General features: G+C 29.9%; 18 protein-coding genes. 2 read left to right on the top strand and 16 right to left on the bottom strand.

The genetic code is table 11. From position 1 onward, the window contains the following. Window positions 1–166 precede the first annotated feature (166 nt). The 8 genes from queA to CX675_RS17975 all read right to left on the bottom strand — a co-directional run bounded on the left by queA (window position 167) and on the right by CX675_RS17975 (window position 10073). Window positions 167–1216 carry a tRNA preQ1(34) S-adenosylmethionine ribosyltransferase-isomerase QueA gene (gene queA, locus CX675_RS18010; RefSeq protein ID WP_130736644.1) on the bottom strand — a complete coding sequence of 350 codons (1050 nt, stop codon included), beginning with the start codon at window positions 1214–1216 and terminating at the stop codon, window positions 167–169. Between the two features lie 127 nt (window positions 1217–1343). Then, the gene (locus CX675_RS18005) at window positions 1344–2594 is read right to left on the bottom strand and encodes a 3-phosphoshikimate 1-carboxyvinyltransferase (protein ID WP_130736643.1); all 1251 of its coding nucleotides are present in this window, start codon (window positions 2592–2594) and stop codon (window positions 1344–1346) included. A gap of 54 nt (window positions 2595–2648) precedes the next feature. Continuing rightward, a complete protein-coding gene (locus CX675_RS18000) occupies window positions 2649–2975 on the bottom strand; it encodes a nucleotide pyrophosphohydrolase (protein ID WP_130736642.1) in 327 nt (108 codons plus the stop codon). Beyond that, a complete protein-coding gene (locus CX675_RS17995) occupies window positions 2975–4921 on the bottom strand; it encodes a DUF3857 domain-containing protein (RefSeq protein ID WP_130736641.1) in 1947 nt (648 codons plus the stop codon). The genes CX675_RS18000 and CX675_RS17995 overlap by 1 nt, the downstream gene beginning before the upstream one ends. A gap of 5 nt (window positions 4922–4926) precedes the next feature. Then, window positions 4927–6825, bottom strand: a complete 1899-nt coding sequence (locus CX675_RS17990; protein ID WP_130736640.1) for a DUF3857 domain-containing protein — start codon at window positions 6823–6825, stop codon at window positions 4927–4929. 3 nt (window positions 6826–6828) lie between these two features. Then, entirely contained in the window at window positions 6829–7281 is a 453-nt protein-coding gene (dtd, locus tag CX675_RS17985; RefSeq protein ID WP_130736639.1) for a D-aminoacyl-tRNA deacylase, read from the bottom strand. A gap of 3 nt (window positions 7282–7284) precedes the next feature. Continuing rightward, window positions 7285–8265, bottom strand: coding sequence for a ribosome small subunit-dependent GTPase A (gene rsgA / locus CX675_RS17980; protein WP_130736638.1), 981 nt, complete (start codon window positions 8263–8265; stop codon window positions 7285–7287). A gap of 158 nt (window positions 8266–8423) precedes the next feature. Next, entirely contained in the window at window positions 8424–10073 is a 1650-nt protein-coding gene (locus tag CX675_RS17975) for a hypothetical protein (RefSeq protein ID WP_130736637.1), read from the bottom strand. Between the two features lie 124 nt (window positions 10074–10197). On the opposite strand from CX675_RS17975, the gene CX675_RS17970 reads away from it, so the two are divergent. Further along, entirely contained in the window at window positions 10198–10644 is a 447-nt protein-coding gene (locus CX675_RS17970; protein ID WP_130736664.1) for a hypothetical protein, read from the top strand. Window positions 10645–10680: 36 nt separating this feature from the next. Here CX675_RS17970 and CX675_RS17965 read toward each other — a convergent pair whose 3' ends face one another. From CX675_RS17965 to CX675_RS17950, 4 genes are read right to left on the bottom strand one after another with little or no spacing between them, the layout of a single operon-like run. Then, window positions 10681–11763 carry a bifunctional 3-deoxy-7-phosphoheptulonate synthase/chorismate mutase type II gene (locus tag CX675_RS17965; protein WP_130736636.1) on the bottom strand — a complete coding sequence of 361 codons (1083 nt, stop codon included), beginning with the start codon at window positions 11761–11763 and terminating at the stop codon, window positions 10681–10683. Window positions 11764–11816: 53 nt separating this feature from the next. Next, on the bottom strand, window positions 11817–12683 hold the full coding sequence (locus CX675_RS17960; RefSeq protein ID WP_240723691.1) for a prephenate dehydrogenase: 867 nt from the start codon (window positions 12681–12683) through the stop codon (window positions 11817–11819). After that, a complete protein-coding gene (locus CX675_RS17955; RefSeq protein WP_130736635.1) occupies window positions 12671–13813 on the bottom strand; it encodes a pyridoxal phosphate-dependent aminotransferase in 1143 nt (380 codons plus the stop codon). Before CX675_RS17955 ends, CX675_RS17960 begins: the two co-directional genes overlap by 13 nt. Further along, window positions 13810–14637, bottom strand: coding sequence for a prephenate dehydratase (locus CX675_RS17950; RefSeq protein ID WP_130736634.1), 828 nt, complete (start codon window positions 14635–14637; stop codon window positions 13810–13812). The genes CX675_RS17955 and CX675_RS17950 overlap by 4 nt, the downstream gene beginning before the upstream one ends. Before the next feature lie 265 nt (window positions 14638–14902). Between CX675_RS17950 and gldA the strand changes: the two genes are divergently transcribed. Beyond that, the gene (gldA, locus tag CX675_RS17945; protein WP_130736633.1) at window positions 14903–15799 is read left to right on the top strand and encodes a gliding motility-associated ABC transporter ATP-binding subunit GldA; all 897 of its coding nucleotides are present in this window, start codon (window positions 14903–14905) and stop codon (window positions 15797–15799) included. Between the two features lie 55 nt (window positions 15800–15854). Here the strand turns inward: gldA and CX675_RS17940 are convergent, their stop codons facing one another. The 4 genes from CX675_RS17940 to CX675_RS17925 all read right to left on the bottom strand — a co-directional run bounded on the left by CX675_RS17940 (window position 15855) and on the right by CX675_RS17925 (window position 20627). Then, window positions 15855–16247, bottom strand: coding sequence for a hypothetical protein (locus tag CX675_RS17940; protein ID WP_130736632.1), 393 nt, complete (start codon window positions 16245–16247; stop codon window positions 15855–15857). A gap of 286 nt (window positions 16248–16533) precedes the next feature. Beyond that, on the bottom strand, window positions 16534–17490 hold the full coding sequence (gene metF / locus CX675_RS17935) for a methylenetetrahydrofolate reductase [NAD(P)H] (protein ID WP_130736631.1): 957 nt from the start codon (window positions 17488–17490) through the stop codon (window positions 16534–16536). An 81-nt stretch (window positions 17491–17571) separates the two neighbouring features. Continuing rightward, on the bottom strand, window positions 17572–20271 hold the full coding sequence (metH, locus tag CX675_RS17930) for a methionine synthase (RefSeq protein WP_130736630.1): 2700 nt from the start codon (window positions 20269–20271) through the stop codon (window positions 17572–17574). A gap of 2 nt (window positions 20272–20273) precedes the next feature. After that, a complete protein-coding gene (locus tag CX675_RS17925; RefSeq protein WP_130736629.1) occupies window positions 20274–20627 on the bottom strand; it encodes a four helix bundle protein in 354 nt (117 codons plus the stop codon). Between the last annotated feature and the right edge of the window lie 10 nt (window positions 20628–20637).

Genomic DNA, 20637 nt, shown 5'->3' with positions numbered 1-20637 from the left:
AAATGTATCTAATCAAAAGTTTTTATATGCTATTAACAATTTAAGATCCTTATTTCTAAAAATTACATTTTTTTGAGAAATAGAGTAATAAAAATGATAGAAATAAAAAAATCTCATCCATTTAGATGAGATTTTTTATATAACTTTTAAACTAAATATATACTATTTATAAAATAAGCATTGCATCTCCATAAGAATAGAACTTATATTTTTGCTCAATAGCTTCAGCGTATGCTTTTTTCATTAAATCATGACCACAAAAGGCAGAAACCATCATTAATAAAGTTGATTTTGGCGTATGGAAATTAGTAATCATACAATCTGCAATACTAAAATCGTAAGGTGGATAAATAAATTTATTTGTCCATCCAATATATGGATTTAATGTTTTTTGAGAAGAAACAGAACTTTCCATAGCACGCATAGAAGTAGTACCTACGCAACAAACTTTTTTCTTAGAAAGTTTGGCTTTATTCACGACATCACAAGCTTCTTGACTGATAATCATCTCTTCAGAATCCATTTTGTGTTTCGATAAATCTTCTACCTCAACAGGATTAAAAGTACCTAAACCAACATGCAAAGTAACTTCTGCAAAATTAACTCCTTTAATTTCAAGACGCTTTAATAAATGTTTAGAAAAGTGCAATCCAGCAGTTGGTGCTGCAACAGCTCCTTCTTCTTTAGCATAAATAGTTTGGTAACGTTCCGCATCTTCTGGAGTAACTTCTCTATTAATATATTTAGGAATAGGTGTTTCTCCTAGTTCTACTAATTTTTCTCTAAATTCTTCGTAAGAACCATCATATAAGAAACGTAATGTTCTACCTCTTGAAGTGGTGTTATCAATTACCTCAGCCACAAGAGAATCATCATCTCCAAAATACAGTTTATTTCCAATACGGATTTTACGAGCTGGATCTACCAAAACATCCCATAAGCGTTGTTCTGCATTTAATTCTCTCAACAAGAAAACTTCGATACGTGCTCCAGTTTTTTCTTTATTACCATACAATCTTGCAGGAAAAACTTTGGTATTATTTAAGACCATTACATCTCCATCATCGAAATAATCTATAATATCTTTAAATAATTTATGTTCTATAGTTCCTGTTTTACGATTCACAATCATTAAACGAGACTCATCTCTGTTTTCAGCTGGAAATTCGGCTAATAATTCCTCAGGTAAATTAAAATTGAAATGTGATAACTTCATAGTTAAATTTTAAATTTAAGATTTTAGAAATCAGAATTTTTCTGAAATCAAAACGGGTGCAAATATACGATTGTGAAATAGGGGTTGTCAAGTAAAATGAGATTTATTTTTAAAATACTATTTAAAACTATATGTTCTCAATTGAAAACCCGATTGTTTTTAAATCTTCCCAAAAGGTAGGAAATGATTTGGACACCACTTCAGCTTCTTCAATGATTATATTGATTCGAAGTGCTAAAGGAGCAAAAGCCATAGCCATTCTGTGATCTTGATAGGTTTTTATAGCACAATTTTCATTCATTTGATGTGATACTTTCAAATGTAATGAGGTATTAGTTACAGAAATAGAAGCTCCCAGTTTAGTCAGTTCAATCTGTAACGCTTCTAATCGGTCTGTTTCTTTAATTTTTAAAGTATGTAATCCATACAAATCACAACTTATTCCTAATCCAAAGCAAGTAACAGCTATAGTTTGGGCAATATCAGGCGAGTTATTCAAATCAAAGTTTAAGGTTTCTTTTTTACTTACACTAACTTTCTTTAGTGTTATTGTATTTGATACATTAAAAATTGTTTCAACTCCAAATTCTTTATAAATAGTTGCTAAGGCTGCATCTCCTTGCAAACTGCTTTTTTTATAACTGGAAAGAGTTATTTCTGTACCTATATTTGATAAGGCAATTATGGAATAAAAATAAGAAGCTGAAGACCAATCCGATTCAATTACTAAAGAGCGATCAAGTTGAACAATCTCTTTGGGTTTTACCGAAATAATATTATCTTTAAAAGAAGTTGCTATTCCTATTTCATCCAGCAGTGTCAATGTCATTTTTAAGTAAGGCACAGAAGTTATTTCACCTTCTAAATGTAACTCTAAACCATTCTCTAATTTGGCAGCAATTAAAAGTAACGCAGAAACATACTGACTACTTACATCTGCCTTAAGAGTGACTTTATTTTTTGTTATTTTTTTTCCTTTAATTCGGATAGGTGGAAATCCTTCATTATTTACATAATCGATGGCAACATCTAATTGACGTAAAGCGTCTACCAAAATTTTAATAGGTCTTTCTTGCATTCTTTGAGAGCCTGTTAAAACAGTTTCGTGTCCTTCTTGTATTGAAAAATAAGCCGTTAAAAATCGCATAGCGGTTCCGGCATGATGAATATCAAAATGATGTGTATTCGTTTGATTGTTTTTAAAAGTTTCTAAAACTTTCAACATAACTTCAGAATCATCCGATTTTGAAATATTTTCTAATCGAATATTCGGAAATAGCGATTGTAACAATAGCAATCTATTGGTTTCCGATTTAGAGCCAGTAACTATTATATCTGTTTGCTGTTTAGCTATCGTTTTTTTTAAAAGCAGATTCATAAAATTAAGTATCAAAAAATTGCAGTTAAAAAACTGACTAACTTTTCATTATTATTATTTTAATTTTTCATTATTATGATGGCGGTCGTGATCACGCTTTGTTTTTATGTCCATTTTTTTATCAAAAGCAGCTTGTAAATCTACTCCTGTCTGATTCGCTAAACATAAAACCACAAAAACTACATCGGCTAATTCTTCGCCAAGATCTTTATTTTTATCAGATTCTTTTTCGGATTGTTCTCCATATCTACGTGCAATAATTCGGGCTACTTCTCCTACTTCTTCTGTTAATTGAGCCATATTGGTTAATTCATTAAAGTAACGAACACCATGCTCTTTTATCCAATTATCAACTGCCAGTTGCGCGTTTTTTATATCCATTATGTTTTCTTTTTTAATATTATCTTATCAGTTTGTTTTTCTACAATTAGTTTAAAAAAATCTTTCAATGCAGCATAAGATTCAGTAGAAATATAAAATTTGTTGATATCCATGTTTATAGCTAACTGAATATTATTGTTTGTAATAGACACTAAATATTTAAAAGTAGCATAATTATTCTCCATAGACGCATTTACACCCGTTGGCAAATATTCTACTTCATACCCTTCAGGAATTTTAATTGAAATATTGTATGTATCTTTAAAAGGGAAAGTAAAGTCTACAGGATATTTTCTTTCCTCTAATTTAAAAGGGTTTTCATCAAAACCAAAAAACAGCATTGGTTTTACATAAATTTTATCTCCTATAACTTCTACATCATTTTCATGTGTAAAAGAATAGGTTTCTACTACTGGTTTGGTTATGTCTTTTAAGTTATCCGATTTATACTCTTCAATACTAAGTCCTTTGTATTTATTTTCTAATCTTTCCAAATAACTTTCTTCAGTTATAGTAGCAAAATTATCTCTATGAACAAAAGAATTATAATCGGTCAACACGCGTCTTAGTTTTCCAGAAACTTTACCTTCTGGTTGAATTTCTCCTAGAATAGTTACATTATCTTTTGAAATTGGCACATTTAAAAGATCGATTTCATTGGAACTTCCGTGAGGTCTTATAATTCTACCAGTCCAATTAACTGCTCGTAAAGGTAACAAGTTTACTGTTGCATTTTTATCTGTAGCATCTAATAAAATAACATCATTTTGAACCTCTACACCTGATACTACATAATTATATGCTGTTCTATTCGGAAACATGGCTATACCATTTTTTCTAGTACTAAGTAAAATAGGATTTGCTTCCAATCCTGCATAACGTAACATTGCTGTTAACATTAAATTAATTTCAGCAACATTACCTGTTTTCTCTTTGTATGCTTTTCTAACCCCTTTATCTGTTATAACCCCAAAATGTTCATTCCATGTCATTTTATTCTTTACAAAATTATAAATAGCTTGCATCTTTTGATTTGGAGTAGTTAACCCTTCCAGAATGGTTTTCAAATCATCTTCAAAATAAGATTTAGCCTCTAATTCATTTCCAAAACCTTCGTGCTTATAAATACTTTTAACTACGTCATCCCAAGTTATTGCAAAATTTTTAACCGTGCTATTCGGATAATAAATAGAAGCTAATTCATATTTTAAAATAGAAGTATAATTATCTATATTTGTTATAAATCCTTCTTCTTTAAGAGCTGGAACGTTTTTAATTTTATATGCTGTTTTATTTTGAGAAAAATTTCCTCCTGTAATAACATCATCACTTTGTTCCACCTTTTCATAACCTATAAGTACCGTTCTATATTTAAAATAAGTAGGTGTATACACATTATATTCTACATAATTCATTGGTATTTTTCCTTGAAAATACCAGTCTTCTAAAGTGGTAATATATGGTGATTTTAATGTGTAAGAGTACTCTATTATACTACCTTCTTTTACTTGAGGCATTGTAATTTTTTTCACTTTTACATCTTCATTAATTTCCTCTTTAAATTCTCCATCGGATTTTAGTTTCGTTTTTTCGATTTCACCATTAACTAAATTATATGTAGCTGCATTTTTAAAGTTTAATGTTTCATTTCTAAAACCACCAGTATAATAGGATATCGATTTATTAGCATAATCAAAACCTTCTTTTTTATAAATTTTAATTTTATATTTTACTTCAGTTGAAACTGTCCAGTTGCCATCATTATCTAAATTATATCTAGTTTCTCCTAATTTAAACAATACTGCTGCTGCTGCCGAAGAGTCTGTTGGATGGTGTGTTTCCTTTAATTCATCTATGGTAACTTCTCCCAAGTCATATTTTTGGGCACATACTATTTTAGTAAATACTATGCATAAAACAACAATGCCTATTTTTTTCAAACTCATTCTGTTTAGATTTTAGTTAATACAATTTTTGAATTATCTTGTTTTGATATAGTTTCTCTAAATTTCCTATAGTCTTCATATTTTTCTTTAGAATAATGGCCTTCTTTTAAAGTAAATTCTCTTTTATAACGTAGCTTATCATTAGAAAGTTTCTCTATACTCATTTTATAGTTTCCAAATTCTGTATCCAAATTTATTTCCTCTGGTAAAAATTCAACATCATATTCTTTAGGTAAATTGATTTCTATTTCATCAATATCAAAATAGCCTCTCATAATAACAAAATCGTTTTTGCGGTTTCTGTATTTATCTGGAACATTATCGTTCTTATTAAAAAGGTTTATAGGAAAATAAATAGTATTCCCTGCTTTATTAGAATAATTTGTTGCTGAAAGAACTATATTTTCAACGAGTTCAATAGCTTCGTGATTCTCTTTAATTTCTAATTTTTCAATCTTTAAATTACTAATCCAATTAAATCTATTTTTATAAGACGTATGCAATTCTTTTTCATCTTTAATTCTTAACAAAAATGCTTTGTTATCATATTGAATTCCACCTGAAACTATTTGTCCTTTAGCCGTTACATTTCCTTCTTGATCAATCGTATAATTACCTATTGTTTTTTGATAACTATCTACAGGTTTAAATTCATTTGTCTTTACAATAAAGCCTCCTTCAGGTTTTATCATTAACGCATATCTATCGTCAGTAAAATCTCCTCCAAAAGCAAAAGGATTTGTTTGACTAGTACATTCTAAAAAATAATTTTTATCATGTAAAGGAATGGTTAATATAACATGATTTCCTTGATAGGATACAAAATCTTTATTAATATCTCTTTTATTCCTATCTCCATAAATAACAGTATAATATGATTTCACACCTACATGATCTAACAAAACCCTTGTGTAATTAGACAATGCTTTACAATCTCCATACCCCAAACGATCTACATCCTTGGCTAGCATGGGTTTCCATCCACCAATACCTAATTGAATACTAACATACCTTGTTTTACCTTGAACATAACTATAGATGATTTTTGCTTTTTCAATTGGATCTGTAATTCCTTGTGTTAAATCATTAATTTTTTTTATCGTTTCGGGGTTTAATTCGGTAGTTGTATTAATTAATTTATCGTAATAAATTTTACCAAAATCTTCCCATGTTGTACCAGACCCTGCTACACCTTCTAAAGAGAACTTTTCTAAACCAAAAATTACATTGGGAACAATATTTTTAAAACTTGGGGAATGACTTTCTGGTTTTAAAGCTGGAATATTTTCTACCGTGTAATGAATCATACTTGATGTTTCATTTCTTTCAATGGTATAACCATCAAAATTTTGTTCTTTATATTTAAACCCTAGATCAGAAACAAATTGAATATTAAATTCAGATTTCAAAACACTTTCGTAATAATCGTCAACAGGCATCCAAGAAGGTAAAAAAGCCGTATTAATACTCTCTTTTTCACTTTCATACACTATCGTAAAAGGGTATTGAATAGGTGTATACTCTAAATATAAAACACGATTGTCTGATAATAAAGAAAAACCGTCGGCAACACTTTGATCTATAAATTCTTTTCTTCTTATTTTTTTTAATTCTTTTCCAAAAGCATCATAAATTGTTGCTTCAATTTTGTTTATTTTTTCTGATTTGCTGTAATATTCTCTGGCATCAATATTTTTCAGTCCATATTCATTAAAAACAGTGGTTATTCTTTTTATATTTATTTTATATAAGTTTTGAGACTTAATAATCACATCAACCTTCTGATATTGTACTGCACTATTTGCCTTTTCTTTTAATTCTTTCGGAATGAGTAATGCTGAAAAATCATTTTGAGCATATAAATGAGCACTTATAAAAAGAAGAAAGAGTAATTTTATTTTCATATGTTATTCTTTATTTTTACTATCTATTAAAATGGTAACAGGCCCATCATTTATTAAATGAATCTTCATATCGGCTCCAAATTGACCCGTTTGTATTGGTTTTCCTAAATCTTTTGTTAGATATTCTATAAATTGTTCATATAAAGGAATTGCGATTTCTGGTCTAGCTGCTTTTATATAACTGGGTCTATTCCCTTTTTTTGTAGCCGCGTGTAAGGTAAATTGACTCACAACAATAGCATCTCCATGAGTCTCTTTTAAGGAAAGATTCATGACATTCATTTCATCAGGAAAAATTCTAAGATTCACAATTTTGGAGGTAAGCCATTGAATATCTTCTAAATTATCTGCTGCTTCAATACCTAATAAAATTAATAATCCAGTATTAATTTTTGCAACGCTCTTTTGTTTAATAACAACAGAGGCTTCTGAAACTCTTTGAATAACTACGCGCATACACTATGATTTTCTAGTTTCATCACTTGCTTTTCTATCTTCAGCATAGTCATCTATTCTATAATGTTCCTCATCACCTTCTAAAATTTGAAGATAACTTTTATATCTTGTCCAAGAAATTTCATCTTTATCCAAAGCTTCTTTAACAGCACATTTTGGTTCCTCTTTATGCAAACAATTGTTAAACTTACATGCTTCTTTTAAAGCAAAAAATTCTGGAAAATAATCTCCTACTTCCTTTTTTTCCATATCTACGACACCAAAACCTCTAATTCCAGGTGTATCTATAATTTGAGCACCAAATGACAAATCGAACATTTCAGCAAAAGTAGTGGTATGTTGTCCTTGAGCATGCGATTCTGAAATTTGCTTTGTTTTTAAATTAAGCGAAGGTTCAATTGCATTTACTAAAGTTGATTTTCCTACTCCAGAATGCCCAGAAAACATAGAAACTTTATGATACATCAGTTTTTTAAGTTCCTCTATGCCTTTATTTTCTTTGGCAGAAACCCTAAGGCATTTATACCCTATATTTTCATAAACGTATTGTAAAAAGAGTTGTTCATCTAATGTAGTATCATCAAAAGTATCTATTTTATTAAATACCAAAATTGCTTCAATACCATAGGCTTCTGCTGTTACTAAAAAACGGTCTATAAAACTAGTGGTGGTAGTTGGATTATTTATAGTAACTAATAAAAAAACCACATCAATATTAGAAGCAATAATATGTGTTTGCTTAGAAAGATTTACCGATTTTCTAACGATATAATTTTTTCTATCATGAATTGCGGTGATAACTCCAGTTGTTTCATCAGTAGAATTTTCTATATGATAATCTACAACATCACCAACGGCAATTGGGTTAGTACTCTTAATTCCTTTAATGCGAAATTTCCCCTTAATACGGCAATCTAAAAAACCTCCGTCTTCTTTTTTTATAGTATACCAACTACCTGTAGATTTATAAACGATTCCTGTCATGAAAAGTTAGAAATTGAAAGTCACAAGTTATATTTCTTTTTTACTTATGCTCTTTATTGTCTTTTTACAAATATAGCATTAATTAGAAATAATATAGAATAAAAAAAATCACTAATTTAAGTATAAACTAGTGATTTTTTTTATTTCTTTTAATTCTCTTAGTCTAAGAACATTCTACCTAATTTATCTTGTGATTTTCTTGAAGCATAAATTAAATATTCATAATCATTTTTTCTATAATAAATTCCTGGTCTCAACACTAACTCATTCTTAATAACTTCCTCAGGATCTTTTCTAGTAATATTTCCTTTATCATCAAAAGTAAACAATGTTGGGACAGCATTATTATAATTACCCATAGATTTAATTTCTTCAATATCTGTTACACCTTTATTCTTTTTATTATCGTTAAATAAAATATTTAACTGACCATCTTTGTAAATTGGAATAGCACTAAGATATTCAGGCCCTTTCCCCATTACTGCTAATGGAAATGAAGCTCCAACTGCAACATTAAAATTTCCATTTCCTCCACCTGTAAACATATTTAATGACATAACGGTAACAGCTGCTGACTGATCTTTTGCTACAACATTACTCCAATCTAAAGAACCGTCTGGTTTTAAACAAGTTACAATAATTTCATTTGTAATATAAGTTATTGGCTGAACTGCTAATGGACCTATTCCTTGCTTTTGTCCAACAACAACTAATCGATACTCAGATAAAACAATTAAACCTCCATCATTTTTTTCAATTATAGAATGAATTTGATATAAAGGTTTTACATCTTTTCCTTTTTTAGCTCTTCTTTCTCCTAATAATTTTACCTTGGTTTCATAATCAAATTCATTAAACTTTAAATTTTCATTTTGATTATTATTCAAATTAATGGTAGCATTATAGATTCCTTTTAATTCTTTATTCGCTTTACCATTTTCTCTAACGCTAGAATAGAAACCAACTAATTGAACAATATTATTAGCGGTAGACATCATTTTACAATTAATAATCTCTTTGTCTTTAAAATTTATATCTACCACTTCTTTTTGATAATTACTATCTTTTTTGAATAATAAGACTTGGAATTTTTCTACTTTTTCCTTTTTCTTTTTATCTCTATAACTTTCATTAATAACTAAAAACACATCGTCTTTAAAGTTAACATCAAAATCAGAAATAGTAAATTCAAAATCTTTTTTATTATCATCAAAACTAACTTTATCTATATTAGAAAAAACAGGTTTCAAATTAGAATCGAATAATTTTAAATCGTATTTCATTGCATCTTCCTTATCAAATAACGAAGCATGCATTACGAGAAGCATTTGTTCATCAGGAGAAGATTTAAAGTAAAAACCACCTCTATCTGAACTTTTAGCAACTTCAGCTTCAAACATAGTAATCATGTTTTTACTTAATTTACCATCTTCAGAATATTCTATTCCTACAAGAGTGAATATTTTATCTTTTCTATGATACACACTCCCTACAACATACAATCTATTTCCAAGTAGGACAATTTCTTCAAAGTCTACATCTTTATCTTTTAACTCAGGCAATATAATTGGATTATTTGAAATTAATTTCATGTCTCCAGAGCTAAATATTTTTAAAAAATATTTATCTTTTCCTTTAAGTCCTAAAGCATAAATTTTATTATTGGTTTCTCCAATAATTTTAATAATCTTTCCCTTTTCTTCAGTAATTTCCTCTCCATAAGTCATGGATACATTTTCAATTTTGTATTGAGAAAAACTAAGCATTGAGGTTAATAAAAATACAAAAAGCAGTAATTTTTTTTTCATAAAATTTAAGTTAAAATTAAAATCACGCGAAAATATAATTTAAATAATTAAAAACTATACTTTTATATTTCAAATAATTAACTTATAGACTATGAAAAATTTTATTATTCTTTCTATTTTATTGATGAATTCATTTTCATTTCTAAATGCACAATCATCTAATTCAAGTTCTTCTTCTGTATTTGAATTTAAAATCGTTACTTCTGTAGAATCTATAGTACCTGGTGGTATTGGTCGCTCAAGAATAATAGAAAATGGATCGGAAGTAGATTATACACAATTTACAACCGTAAGATCTAAAGAAGGTAAAGATAAAACTTCTAAAAACCGAGGTGATGTAAAAATAGATGATTTAAATGAAACTACCTTAGTAAATTTCTACAGTATGGCTGGTATTAATTTTCAAAATATTGCCTCAAACGACGCTATAATCACCTCTTTGTTAAATACGTACAGCAAAGAAGGTTGGGAACTAATTCATGTAGCTAGCGGTGTTGAAAGTGATGCAGGAAAAGAAGATGGCAATGGTATTTTTATTACTCGTTACTATTTCAAAAAACAAATTAAGTAATAAAAAAAGCCTCTTTAAAAAGAGGCTTTTTTTATTCTATTGGTTTACCACTTTTTCTTGATGATTAATACTTTCTTGATGAATTGCTTTAAACATTTGCATTACAAATTCATTACTTAACCCTTTTTCTTCTCCTTCTAAAATCATTTTTCCTAATATTTCGTTCCAACGTTTATTTTGAAGAATAGCCACATTTTTTTCTTTTTTAAGTTCTCCAATTTTATCAGCAACTTTCATTCTATTTCCCAAAATTTCTAGTAATTTTCCATCAAATTCATCAATTTGCGCTCTCAATTTAGCCATTTTTTGATTGAACTCACTTTCGTCATCGGTAACTTTTCTAACTCTTAAATCGGTAAAGATTTGTTTCAAGGTATCAGGCGTTACTTGTTGAGCAGCATCGCTCCAAGCGTTTTCTGGATCAATATGGGTTTCAATAATTAATCCATCATAATTTAAATCTAATGCTTGTTGAGAAACTTCCTGGATCATATCTCTTTTTCCTGTAATATGTGATGGATCACAAATAAGTGGTAAATCTGGAAATCTATTTTGTAATTCAATAGCAATTTGCCACTCAGGATTGTTTCTATATTTCGTTTTATCGTAAGTCGAAAATCCTCTGTGAATAACTCCCAATTTTTTAATATTAGCATTGTAAAGTCTTTCAAGACCTCCAATCCAAAGGGCTAAATCTGGATTCACTGGGTTTTTCAATAGCACAATTTTATCAGTTCCTTGCAAAGCATCAGCTACTTCTTGCACTGCAAAAGGATTTACCGTAGTTCTTGCTCCAATCCATAAAATATCAATATCATGTTCTAGTGCTAATTTTACATGTGCTGCAGTTGCCACCTCAGTTGCCATTAACAAACCTGTTTCAGCTTTTGCTTTTTGCAACCATTTTAATCCGATCGCACCTACTCCTTCAAAACCTCCAGGTCGCGTTCTCGGTTTCCATATTCCTGCTCTAAAAATTGAAACATCAGAATCTTTTAATTCATGAGCAATTTTTAAAACTTGATCTTCTGTTTCAGCACTACATGGTCCTGCTATTACTAATGGATGTTCTAATTTAAAATCCTCTAACCATGTTCTTAATTCTTTTTTATTTTCCATAATTTCACTTAATTATCAAGACAAATATTAGGATATCTAACACGTATCTTAATTTATTTTAATATTTGTTTTATTCTATTGGTTTCTTCTAATGTCGTAAATACTTCTTCATATTTTTCTTGCTCTAATAACTCCTTAAAGCTATTCAGATTTGCAATGTATTCTGACAATGATTTGACAACATGATCTTTGTTTTGTTTAAAAATAGGTGTCCACATAGCAGGTGAACTTTTAGCTAAACGAACTGTACTTTCAAAACCACTTCCTGCCATATCAAAAATATCCCGTTCATTTTTTTCCTCCTCTATTACAGTTTTCCCTAACATAAATGAACTTATATGCGATAAGTGAGACATATAAGCAATGTGTTTATCATGAGAAACAGGATCCATATATCGAATTCTCATGCCAATTTGTTTAAATAATTCTAAAGCTTTCTCTTGAAAGACAAAAGCTGTTTTTTCGACTTCACAAATAATATTAGTACGATCCAAAAACAAGTCTTTCATTGCTGCTTGCGGACCAGAAAATTCAGTTCCTGCAATAGGATGAGCCGCAATAAAATTTCTTCTGTTTTGATGATTTTTAACCGTTTCACAAATTTGACTTTTAGTAGAACCCACATCAAATACAATGGTATGAGCATTGATTTTATTTAGAACATTCACTAAAACATCCATACTTTTATCAACAGGTACAGCAACAATTATCCAGTGTGCATCTAAAATATCTTCTTCCTTTCCTATTTTGTCGATAATTCCTAATTCTTTGGCTTTTAAAGTATGTTTTTCATTCGTATCAAATCCATAAACCACCGCATCATCTCTTTTATTTTTTATATCTAAGGCCAAAGAACCTCCCATTAAACCGAGTCCAATAACTACAAATTTTTCACTATTTTTTTCCATTACAATCGACATATTGCTTCTTTTATTTTTTCTTCATTAACACATAATGAAAAACGAATATATCCTTCTCCTTGTGAACCAAAAATGGTTCCTGGAGTAATAAAAAGACTCTTTTCGTATAACAATTTATCAATGAAAGTTTCTGATGAAACTTGTTCAGGTAATTTTGCCCAAACAAACATGCCAACCTGATTTCTATTTACTTTAACACCTAGTTTATCACACAAGGAGAAAATTAATATTCTTCTTTTCTCATATTCTCCATTTAAACTATCAAACCAATCTTTTCCTAGTTTCAAAGCTTCAATCGCACCTTTTTGAATACCAAAAAACATACCGCTATCCATATTGCTTTTTACCTTCAAAACAGAAGCTATGTTGGCTGCATTACCCATAACCATACCTACTCTCCAGCCAGCCATATTGTAGGTTTTACTTAACGAATTTAACTCAATTGCAACATCCTTAGCTCCTTCAACTTGAAGAATTGACATGGGATTATCATTTAAAATAGCACTATATGGATTATCATTTACGATTAGAATTTGATGTTTTTTACCAAATGCAATCAACTGTTCAAACAATGCTAAACTTGCTTGAGCTCCTGTAGGCATATGAGGATAACACACCCACATTAATTTTACGTTAGCTAAATCTTGCTTCTCTAACGCTTCAAAATCTGGATACCAATTATTCTCTTCTTTCAAATCATAATGTATCGTTGTTGCTCCTACTAAATTACAAACCGATTGATACGTTGGATAACCAGGGTTTGGAATTAAAACTCGATCTCCTTCATTTAAAAAAGCCATAGCAATATGCATAATTCCTTCTTTTGAGCCCATTAAAGGCAAAATTTCTGATGCAAGATCAATGGTTACATTAAAATTACGCAGATAATAGTCACAAAAACCTTTTCGCAAATCTGGCAACCCTTGATAGCTTTGATACATATGAGCCGTAGGTTCTAAAAGCGCACCTTGAATAGCTTCTATAACCGAAGCATGAGGTGCTAAATCAGGACTCCCAATTCCCATATTAATTATGGGTTTTCCTTCTGAAATCAATTGATTTACTTCTTTCAATTTTCTTGAAAAGTAGTATTCTTCAACTGTATTTAATCTATTTGCTGTTGCTATCATTGTTTTCCTTGTTTGTATTCTCCTAAAACTTTAAAATGTGTGGTCATAATTTCCAATATTTTTTTTGCCTTTTCATAATGTTTGTATTTCTCAAAAACAACATCTACAAAAAACGCATACTGAAAAGGGGTTTCTATTATAGGAAGTGATTGGATTTTGGTTAAATTCAATTTACAGTTATTCATTACATTTAATACTGTTGCTAAGCTTCCTGGTGTATCGTCTAATTCAAATTTTAAAGAAGCTTTATTAATCTCTTCTTTTGATAAAGCTTTGTTTCTTGTATTTACAATTACAAAGCGAGTCTTATTACTTTTAATAGTATGAATTCCTGCTGCCAGAATCTCTAAATCATACATTTGAGCGGCAATAGGAGCAGCAACTGCTGCAATTCCTGATAGACGCTGTTGTTGTATTCGATAAGCCGTTTCAGCTGTATCTATACTTTCAACTAATTTAATATGAGGATATTGGTTAAAAAAAACTTCGCATTGTAAAAGCGCAATAGGATGCGAATGCACTTCTTTAATATCTTCCATTTTTTGGCCTTTCAAAGCCATTAAATTCATGTGAATATCCAAATAATATTCTCCAATGATATGCAGTTCGTTTTTATCAATTAAAGCATAATTAGGAAGAATAGAACCTGCAATTGAATTCTCTAAAGCCATTACTCCTTTATCGGAATGTTTTGTTTTTAAACTCTTAACGACCGCATTAAATGAGGTACATTCATCTAATGTGATTGCTTCACCAAAATAATGATTGGCCACCTGATGATGAAAAGAGCCTTTGATTCCTTGTATTGCAATTTTTAAATCCATAACTGTTATAAACAAAAAAATCCCGATTTGCATCGGGATTGTATCTTATATTATATAATTTATTTTAAATTAGTGTATAGCATAACAATCCCTTATCTCTCTCCAGAAATAATAAAAAGAATTGTTAAAATAAAATGTGGTTGTCTGTAACATTTTTTGCTATGCTTTGAAGTGGCTAATATATAAAAAAAAACTTTCCAAAATACTTTTTCAAAAAAAATATTTTTAATTAAAAAACTTTATTTTTGCTAAAACTTATATTTCTATGTCTATTGAAGTTGTTAACATCTCTAAAAATTATGGAGAGCAAAAAGCACTAGATCGGGTTTCTTTTTCTATAAAAAAAGGAGAAATTGTAGGATTCTTGGGACCTAATGGTGCTGGAAAATCTACTTTAATGAAAATTCTTACCACATTTATTACAGCAGATGAAGGAGAAGGAAAAGTAAATGGATATGCCATTACAAATCAAGCAAAATCGGTACAGAAATCGGTGGGATATTTACCTGAACACAACCCTTTATATTTAGACTTATATGTGAGAGAATATTTATCATTCAATGCAGAAATTTATAAAGTATCCAAACAGCGAATTGAAGAAGTAATTGCCTTAACAGGACTTACACCAGAAAGTAATAAAAAAATAAGTCAACTATCAAAAGGATACAGACAACGTGTAGGTCTTGCCTGCGCCTTACTTCATAATCCTGATGTTTTAATTTTAGACGAACCTACAACAGGTTTAGATCCTAACCAATTAGTAGAGATAAGAGAATTAATTAAAAGCATTGGTAAAGATAAAACCGTTTTTTTATCTACTCATATCATGCAGGAAGTGGAAGCTATCTGTGAAAGAGTAATTATAATTAACAAAGGAAAAATTATTGAGGACAAGAATTTAAAAACATTGGTTAAAGAACAAATAAATCAAATTATAAGTATCGAATTTGATCAACCAGTTACTAAAGAACAATTTATTTTTTCAAATTTAAAATCAATAACCACTCAGAATGACACAGTATATGAACTTCATTTTGAGTCTGAAAAGGATATGCGACCAGCACTCTTTGATTTTGCGCAAGATAAAGGATTAAAAATTCTTCAATTGAATTTAAAAAACAAAAACTTAGAGCAAATTTTCAGAGAAAAAACAAATTCATAATAAATAAAAAAGGTTACCAAAAATGGCAACCTTTTTCTTTTGGGTTTGTCTTTATTTAGTTTAAAGAGGCAGTATATTTATTGTGTAGATTATCTAAATCATCATAAACAACTGACAAAGCATACTTTGACAACTCTGTATCTAAAGTATCATTATAGATAAAATCTTCTTCAGAAAAACCATAATGAGTAATTGCTTTTTTTATGTAATCAACCGCAACTGTTCTGTTATCCATTTTATAATAACAATTAGCGATTTCTACATAAACATTTTTAAGATTTTTACTATCTGTTTTACTTAAGTATTGGTTATATACCAAAATAGCTTCAGAATAGTTTTTATTTAAACTTAGTTCTTTTGCTTTGTTTAAAAGCGGGTCATTTGAGTTATTAGCATAATTAAATTGAAAAGCCACCGAGAAAACCAGAATCAATAAAAATTTTTTCATAATGCTTTGTTATTTATTATGTTACGAAAGTATAACAATAAGGCAAAACTACCAAATTCCCATTGAGGATATCTTAGAAAAAACAGCAAAAAACTTCCTTTATGGCGTATTTTTTTAACACTTTTAGTTTTAAAAATTCAAAAAAATAAACTAAAAAATGAATATAATTAAATTTCAACAAGAGAGACAGTAAATAATTCTGAAAAATTCGCAAAAATGAAAAAAAAACGCATTTCGTCTAAAAAAACATACTTTTAATCGATAAAAAACAGTTTTTAAACTATTTTCAGAAAATTTCAGAAGCAATAGCTTTAATATTTTCTGCTTTACCCATGGAGTAATAATGCAATACAGGAATTCCTGCTTGAATTAACTCTTTGCTTTGTTGCAAACACCATTCAATACCTATCTGTTTAACAGCATCGTTATCTTTCGCTTTTACTACTTCCATAATTAAATCATCTGGTAAATCTACTTTAAAACGGTGTGGAATTAGATTTAATTGCTTTTTAGTTGCAATAGGTTTTAATCCAGGAATAATTGGCACTGTAATTCCTGCTTTTTTACATTTTTCAACAAAATCAAAAAACTTTTTATTATCAAAAAACATTTGTGTAATAATATAGTCTGCTCCATTTTTTATCTTTTGTTTTAAAAAATGTAAATCACTATCCATACTTGGTGCTTCCATATGTTTTTCAGGATAACCAGCCACTCCTATACAAAAATTAGTACAAGAAGAGTTTTGCAAATCTTCGTCCAAATACACTCCTTTATTAAGATTAGAAATTTGTTTGACCAAATCGGACGCATAAGTATTTCCATCTTTTTCAGGTTTAAAATAAATTTCATTTTTTAAAGCATCTCCTCTTAAAGCTACTACATTATCAATTCCCAAAAAATCTAAATCAATTAACAAATTTTCAGTATCTTCTTTGGTAAACCCTCCACACAAAATATGAGGAATTGCATCTACTTCATATTTATTTTGAATTCCTGCGCAAATCCCAACTGTTCCTGGTCTTTTTTTTACAATTTTCTTTTGCAATAACCCATTAGACAACTCCTTGAATTCATATTCTTCTCGGTGATACGTAACATCAATAAATGGAGGATTGAATTCCATTAATGGATCTATACTATCAAAAATAGACTGAATATTTTGCCCTTTCAAAGGCGGTAAAATTTCGAATGAAAAAAGTGGCTTTCCATTTGCATTCTCTATATGTTGTGTAACTTTCATTATATTGATTGATTGTTGGTTGTTGGTTGTTGGTTGTTAGCTTATTTCTATCAACTAACAACTATAACCTATCAACTATTATTAATCTACTATATTTGGTGCTAACCATTTTGAAGCCATTTCTACCGAAATACCTCTACGGTTCGCATAATCTTTTACTTGATCTTCTTTTATCTTACCTAAACCAAAATATTTACTTTCCGGATGTGCAAAATAATATCCAGAAACCGATGCTGCAGGCCACATTGCCATGCTTTCAGTCAAAGTAACTCCTATTTTTTCTTCTACTTGCAACAACTTCCATATGGTTGGTTTTTCTAAATGATCAGGACAAGCCGGATATCCTGGAGCAGGACGAATTCCTTTATACACTTCTTTAATTAACTCTTGATTATTTAGGTTTTCCTCTGTAGCATAACCCCAAATTTCTTTTCTTACTTTTAAATGTAAGTATTCTGCAAATGCTTCTGCTAATCGATCTCCTAAAGCTTTTACCATAATGGCATTATAATCGTCTAATTCTTTTTCAAATACACTTGCTTTTTCATCTACACCAAAACCAGTTGAAACACAAAAACAACCTATATAGTCTTGTATTCCAGAGTTTGAAGGCGCCACAAAATCAGCCAAAGCGATATTAGGTGCACCAACTGTTTTCTGAGATTGTTGTCTTAAAGTTAGGAACTTCTCAACCTCGTTCGAAGTAGTAACACTAATATCATCATCGTTTACTTGATTAGCTGGAAAAATTCCCAAAACTCCTTTGGCCTCAAACCATTTTTCATTCACAATTTGATGCAACATTTTTTGAGCATCTTGGAACAACTGACTTGCTTGTTCTCCTACCACTTCATCATTTAAAATCGCAGGATATTTACCAAACAATTGCCAAGATTGAAAAAAAGGAGTCCAATCTATAAAATCTACTAATTCTAATAATTGCACTTGAATAACCTTTGTGCCTATAAAATTAGGCTTGGAAGGTAGATAATTAGTCCAATCTATTTTATATTTATTTAGACGCGCTTCTTCTATAGTCAGAAAATTCTTTTCTCTGCTTCTGTTTAAATACCCTTCACGTAATGCGTCATATTCATCCCTAATAGCTTTAACGTAGTTTTCTTTAGTTTCTCTTTGAAGTAAATTACTAGCTACAGTTACCGCTCTTGATGCATCATTAACATGCACCACAGTTTCTTTATATTCTGGAGCAATTTTTACAGCGGTATGTGCTCTAGAAGTAGTTGCACCACCAATCATAATAGGTATTTTAATATTTAATTTATCCATTTCTTTAGCCAAATACACCATTTCATCCAAAGAAGGTGTAATTAAACCACTTAAACCTATGATATCCACGTTCTCTTGAATAGCCGTTTCTATAATTTTTTCAGGCGGTACCATAACGCCTAAATCAATGATTTCAAAATTATTACATCCTAAAACTACAGCTACAATATTTTTCCCTATATCGTGTACATCTCCTTTTACTGTCGCCATTAGCACTTTTCCAGCACTAGAAGAATTTCCTGTTTTTTCTGATTCAATAAAAGGCAATAAATAAGCCACCGCTTTTTTCATTACTCTGGCAGACTTTACCACTTGAGGTAAAAACATTTTACCACTTCCAAACAAATCTCCAACTACATTCATTCCTGCCATTAAATTGATTTCAATAACCTCAATAGCTTTGTTCGATTGTAATCTTGCTTCTTCTACATCAATTTCGATAAATTCGTCTATTCCTTTTACTAAAGAATGCGTCAATCGTTCTTGAACACTTCCATTACGCCACTCTTGAATCGCTTTTTCATTAGTTTTAGCTACATCTCCTTTATAACTTTCCGCTAATTCTAATAATCTTTCTGTCGCATCTTCCCTTCTGTTAAGCAAAACATCTTCCACATGTTCCAGTAACTTTTTATCAACCTCATCGTAAATTTCTAACATTTCAGGATTTACAATTCCCATTGTCATTCCATTTTGAATCGCATGATATAAAAAAGCAGCATGCATGGCTTCTCTCACTTTATCGTTACCTCTAAAAGAAAAAGACACATTACTTACACCTCCTGAAACTCCTGCAAATGGTAAATTTTCTTTAATCCATTTCGTAGCTCTAAAAAAATCTAACGCATTGAGTTTATGCTCCTCCATTCCAGTAGCAACAGGAAATATATTGGGATCAAAAATAATATCTTCAGCTGCAAAACCCACTTGATTTACCAATATTTCATACGATCTTTTACAAATTTCAATACGTCTTTCGTAGGTATCAGCCTGACCAACCTCATCAAAAGCCATTACAATAACAGCCGCACCATATCTTTTGATTAGTTTAGCATGGTGCACAAAGAGAGCTTCACCTTCTTTTAAAGATATGGAATTTACAATTCCTTTCCCTTGAATCACCTTTAAACCTGCCTCAATAATTTCCCATTTGGAACTATCAATCATGATGGGCACTCGAGCGATATCTGGTTCAGCAGCAATTAAATTTAAAAATTTAGTCATTGCCATTACACCATCTAACATCCCTTCATCCATGTTAACATCAATGATCTGCGCTCCACCTTCTACTTGGTTTCGGGCAATATCCAAGGCTTCGTCATAATTTCCTTCTTTAATAAGGCGAAGAAATTTACGCGAACCAGTTACATTAGTGCGTTCTCCAACATTGACAAAATTAGTTTCTGGTGTAATAATTAAAGGTTCAAGTCCCGATAATTTTAAGTAGTTGTTGGTATTTGGTTGTTGGTTATTAGTCATATCAATTTTCATGCTTATAGTTTTTTACAATAATTGATAAATCCATTCAACAACTTTTTACAAGTTTCTGTTTGAGTAATTATTGCATTAAAATCATCTTCAGAAATATATTTTTGATCTAGTGCTAAATAAAATTGGGTCTCTAACTCATATAAGGAGCCTCTTGATATATGAAGAAAATGTATTGTATCTTTTGAAGTCTGTCTCCCACAACCTTCTGCTATATTCGAAGGAATTGAAATCGCACATCTTCTAATTTGACTAGTTAAACTGTAAAGTTCTTCTTTTGGAAATGTTTTGGTAATATCGTAAACCAGACTAGTTAACTTTCTAGCTTCTAACCAAACTTCCAACTTTATGTAATTCATATATTATCTT

Source organism: Flavobacterium sp. J27, from assembly GCF_004303025.1.
Lineage (GTDB): Bacteria > Bacteroidota > Bacteroidia > Flavobacteriales > Flavobacteriaceae > Flavobacterium.
The sequence above is the reverse complement of the archived record's forward strand: the minus strand, read 5'-3'. Positions and strand labels throughout refer to the sequence as shown.

Bases quoted from the DNA above. Each gene is read 5' to 3' on its own strand.
- CX675_RS17950 (WP_130736634.1), bottom strand. From the start codon at position 14,637: ATGGATTTAAAAATTGCAATACAAGGAATCAAAGGCTCTTTTCATCAT.
- CX675_RS17990 (WP_130736640.1), bottom strand. From the start codon at position 6,825: ATGAAAATAAAATTACTCTTTCTTCTTTTTATAAGTGCTCATTTATAT.
- CX675_RS17995 (WP_130736641.1), bottom strand. From the start codon at position 4,921: ATGAGTTTGAAAAAAATAGGCATTGTTGTTTTATGCATAGTATTTACT.
- CX675_RS17975 (WP_130736637.1), bottom strand. From the start codon at position 10,073: ATGAAAAAAAAATTACTGCTTTTTGTATTTTTATTAACCTCAATGCTT.
- CX675_RS17940 (WP_130736632.1), bottom strand. From the start codon at position 16,247: ATGAAAAAATTTTTATTGATTCTGGTTTTCTCGGTGGCTTTTCAATTT.
- rsgA (WP_130736638.1), bottom strand. From the start codon at position 8,265: ATGACAGGAATCGTTTATAAATCTACAGGTAGTTGGTATACTATAAAA.
- metH (WP_130736630.1), bottom strand. From the start codon at position 20,271: ATGAAAATTGATATGACTAATAACCAACAACCAAATACCAACAACTAC.
- CX675_RS18000 (WP_130736642.1), bottom strand. From the start codon at position 2,975: ATGGATATAAAAAACGCGCAACTGGCAGTTGATAATTGGATAAAAGAG.
- metF (WP_130736631.1), bottom strand. From the start codon at position 17,490: ATGAAAGTTACACAACATATAGAGAATGCAAATGGAAAGCCACTTTTT.
- CX675_RS18005 (WP_130736643.1), bottom strand. From the start codon at position 2,594: ATGAATCTGCTTTTAAAAAAAACGATAGCTAAACAGCAAACAGATATA.
- CX675_RS17925 (WP_130736629.1), bottom strand. From the start codon at position 20,627: ATGAATTACATAAAGTTGGAAGTTTGGTTAGAAGCTAGAAAGTTAACT.
- dtd (WP_130736639.1), bottom strand. From the start codon at position 7,281: ATGCGCGTAGTTATTCAAAGAGTTTCAGAAGCCTCTGTTGTTATTAAA.
- CX675_RS17955 (WP_130736635.1), bottom strand. From the start codon at position 13,813: ATGATAGCAACAGCAAATAGATTAAATACAGTTGAAGAATACTACTTT.
- CX675_RS17965 (WP_130736636.1), bottom strand. From the start codon at position 11,763: ATGGAAAATAAAAAAGAATTAAGAACATGGTTAGAGGATTTTAAATTA.
- CX675_RS17970 (WP_130736664.1), top strand. From the start codon at position 10,198: ATGAATTCATTTTCATTTCTAAATGCACAATCATCTAATTCAAGTTCT.
- CX675_RS17960 (WP_240723691.1), bottom strand. From the start codon at position 12,683: ATGTCGATTGTAATGGAAAAAAATAGTGAAAAATTTGTAGTTATTGGA.
- gldA (WP_130736633.1), top strand. From the start codon at position 14,903: ATGTCTATTGAAGTTGTTAACATCTCTAAAAATTATGGAGAGCAAAAA.
- queA (WP_130736644.1), bottom strand. From the start codon at position 1,216: ATGAAGTTATCACATTTCAATTTTAATTTACCTGAGGAATTATTAGCC.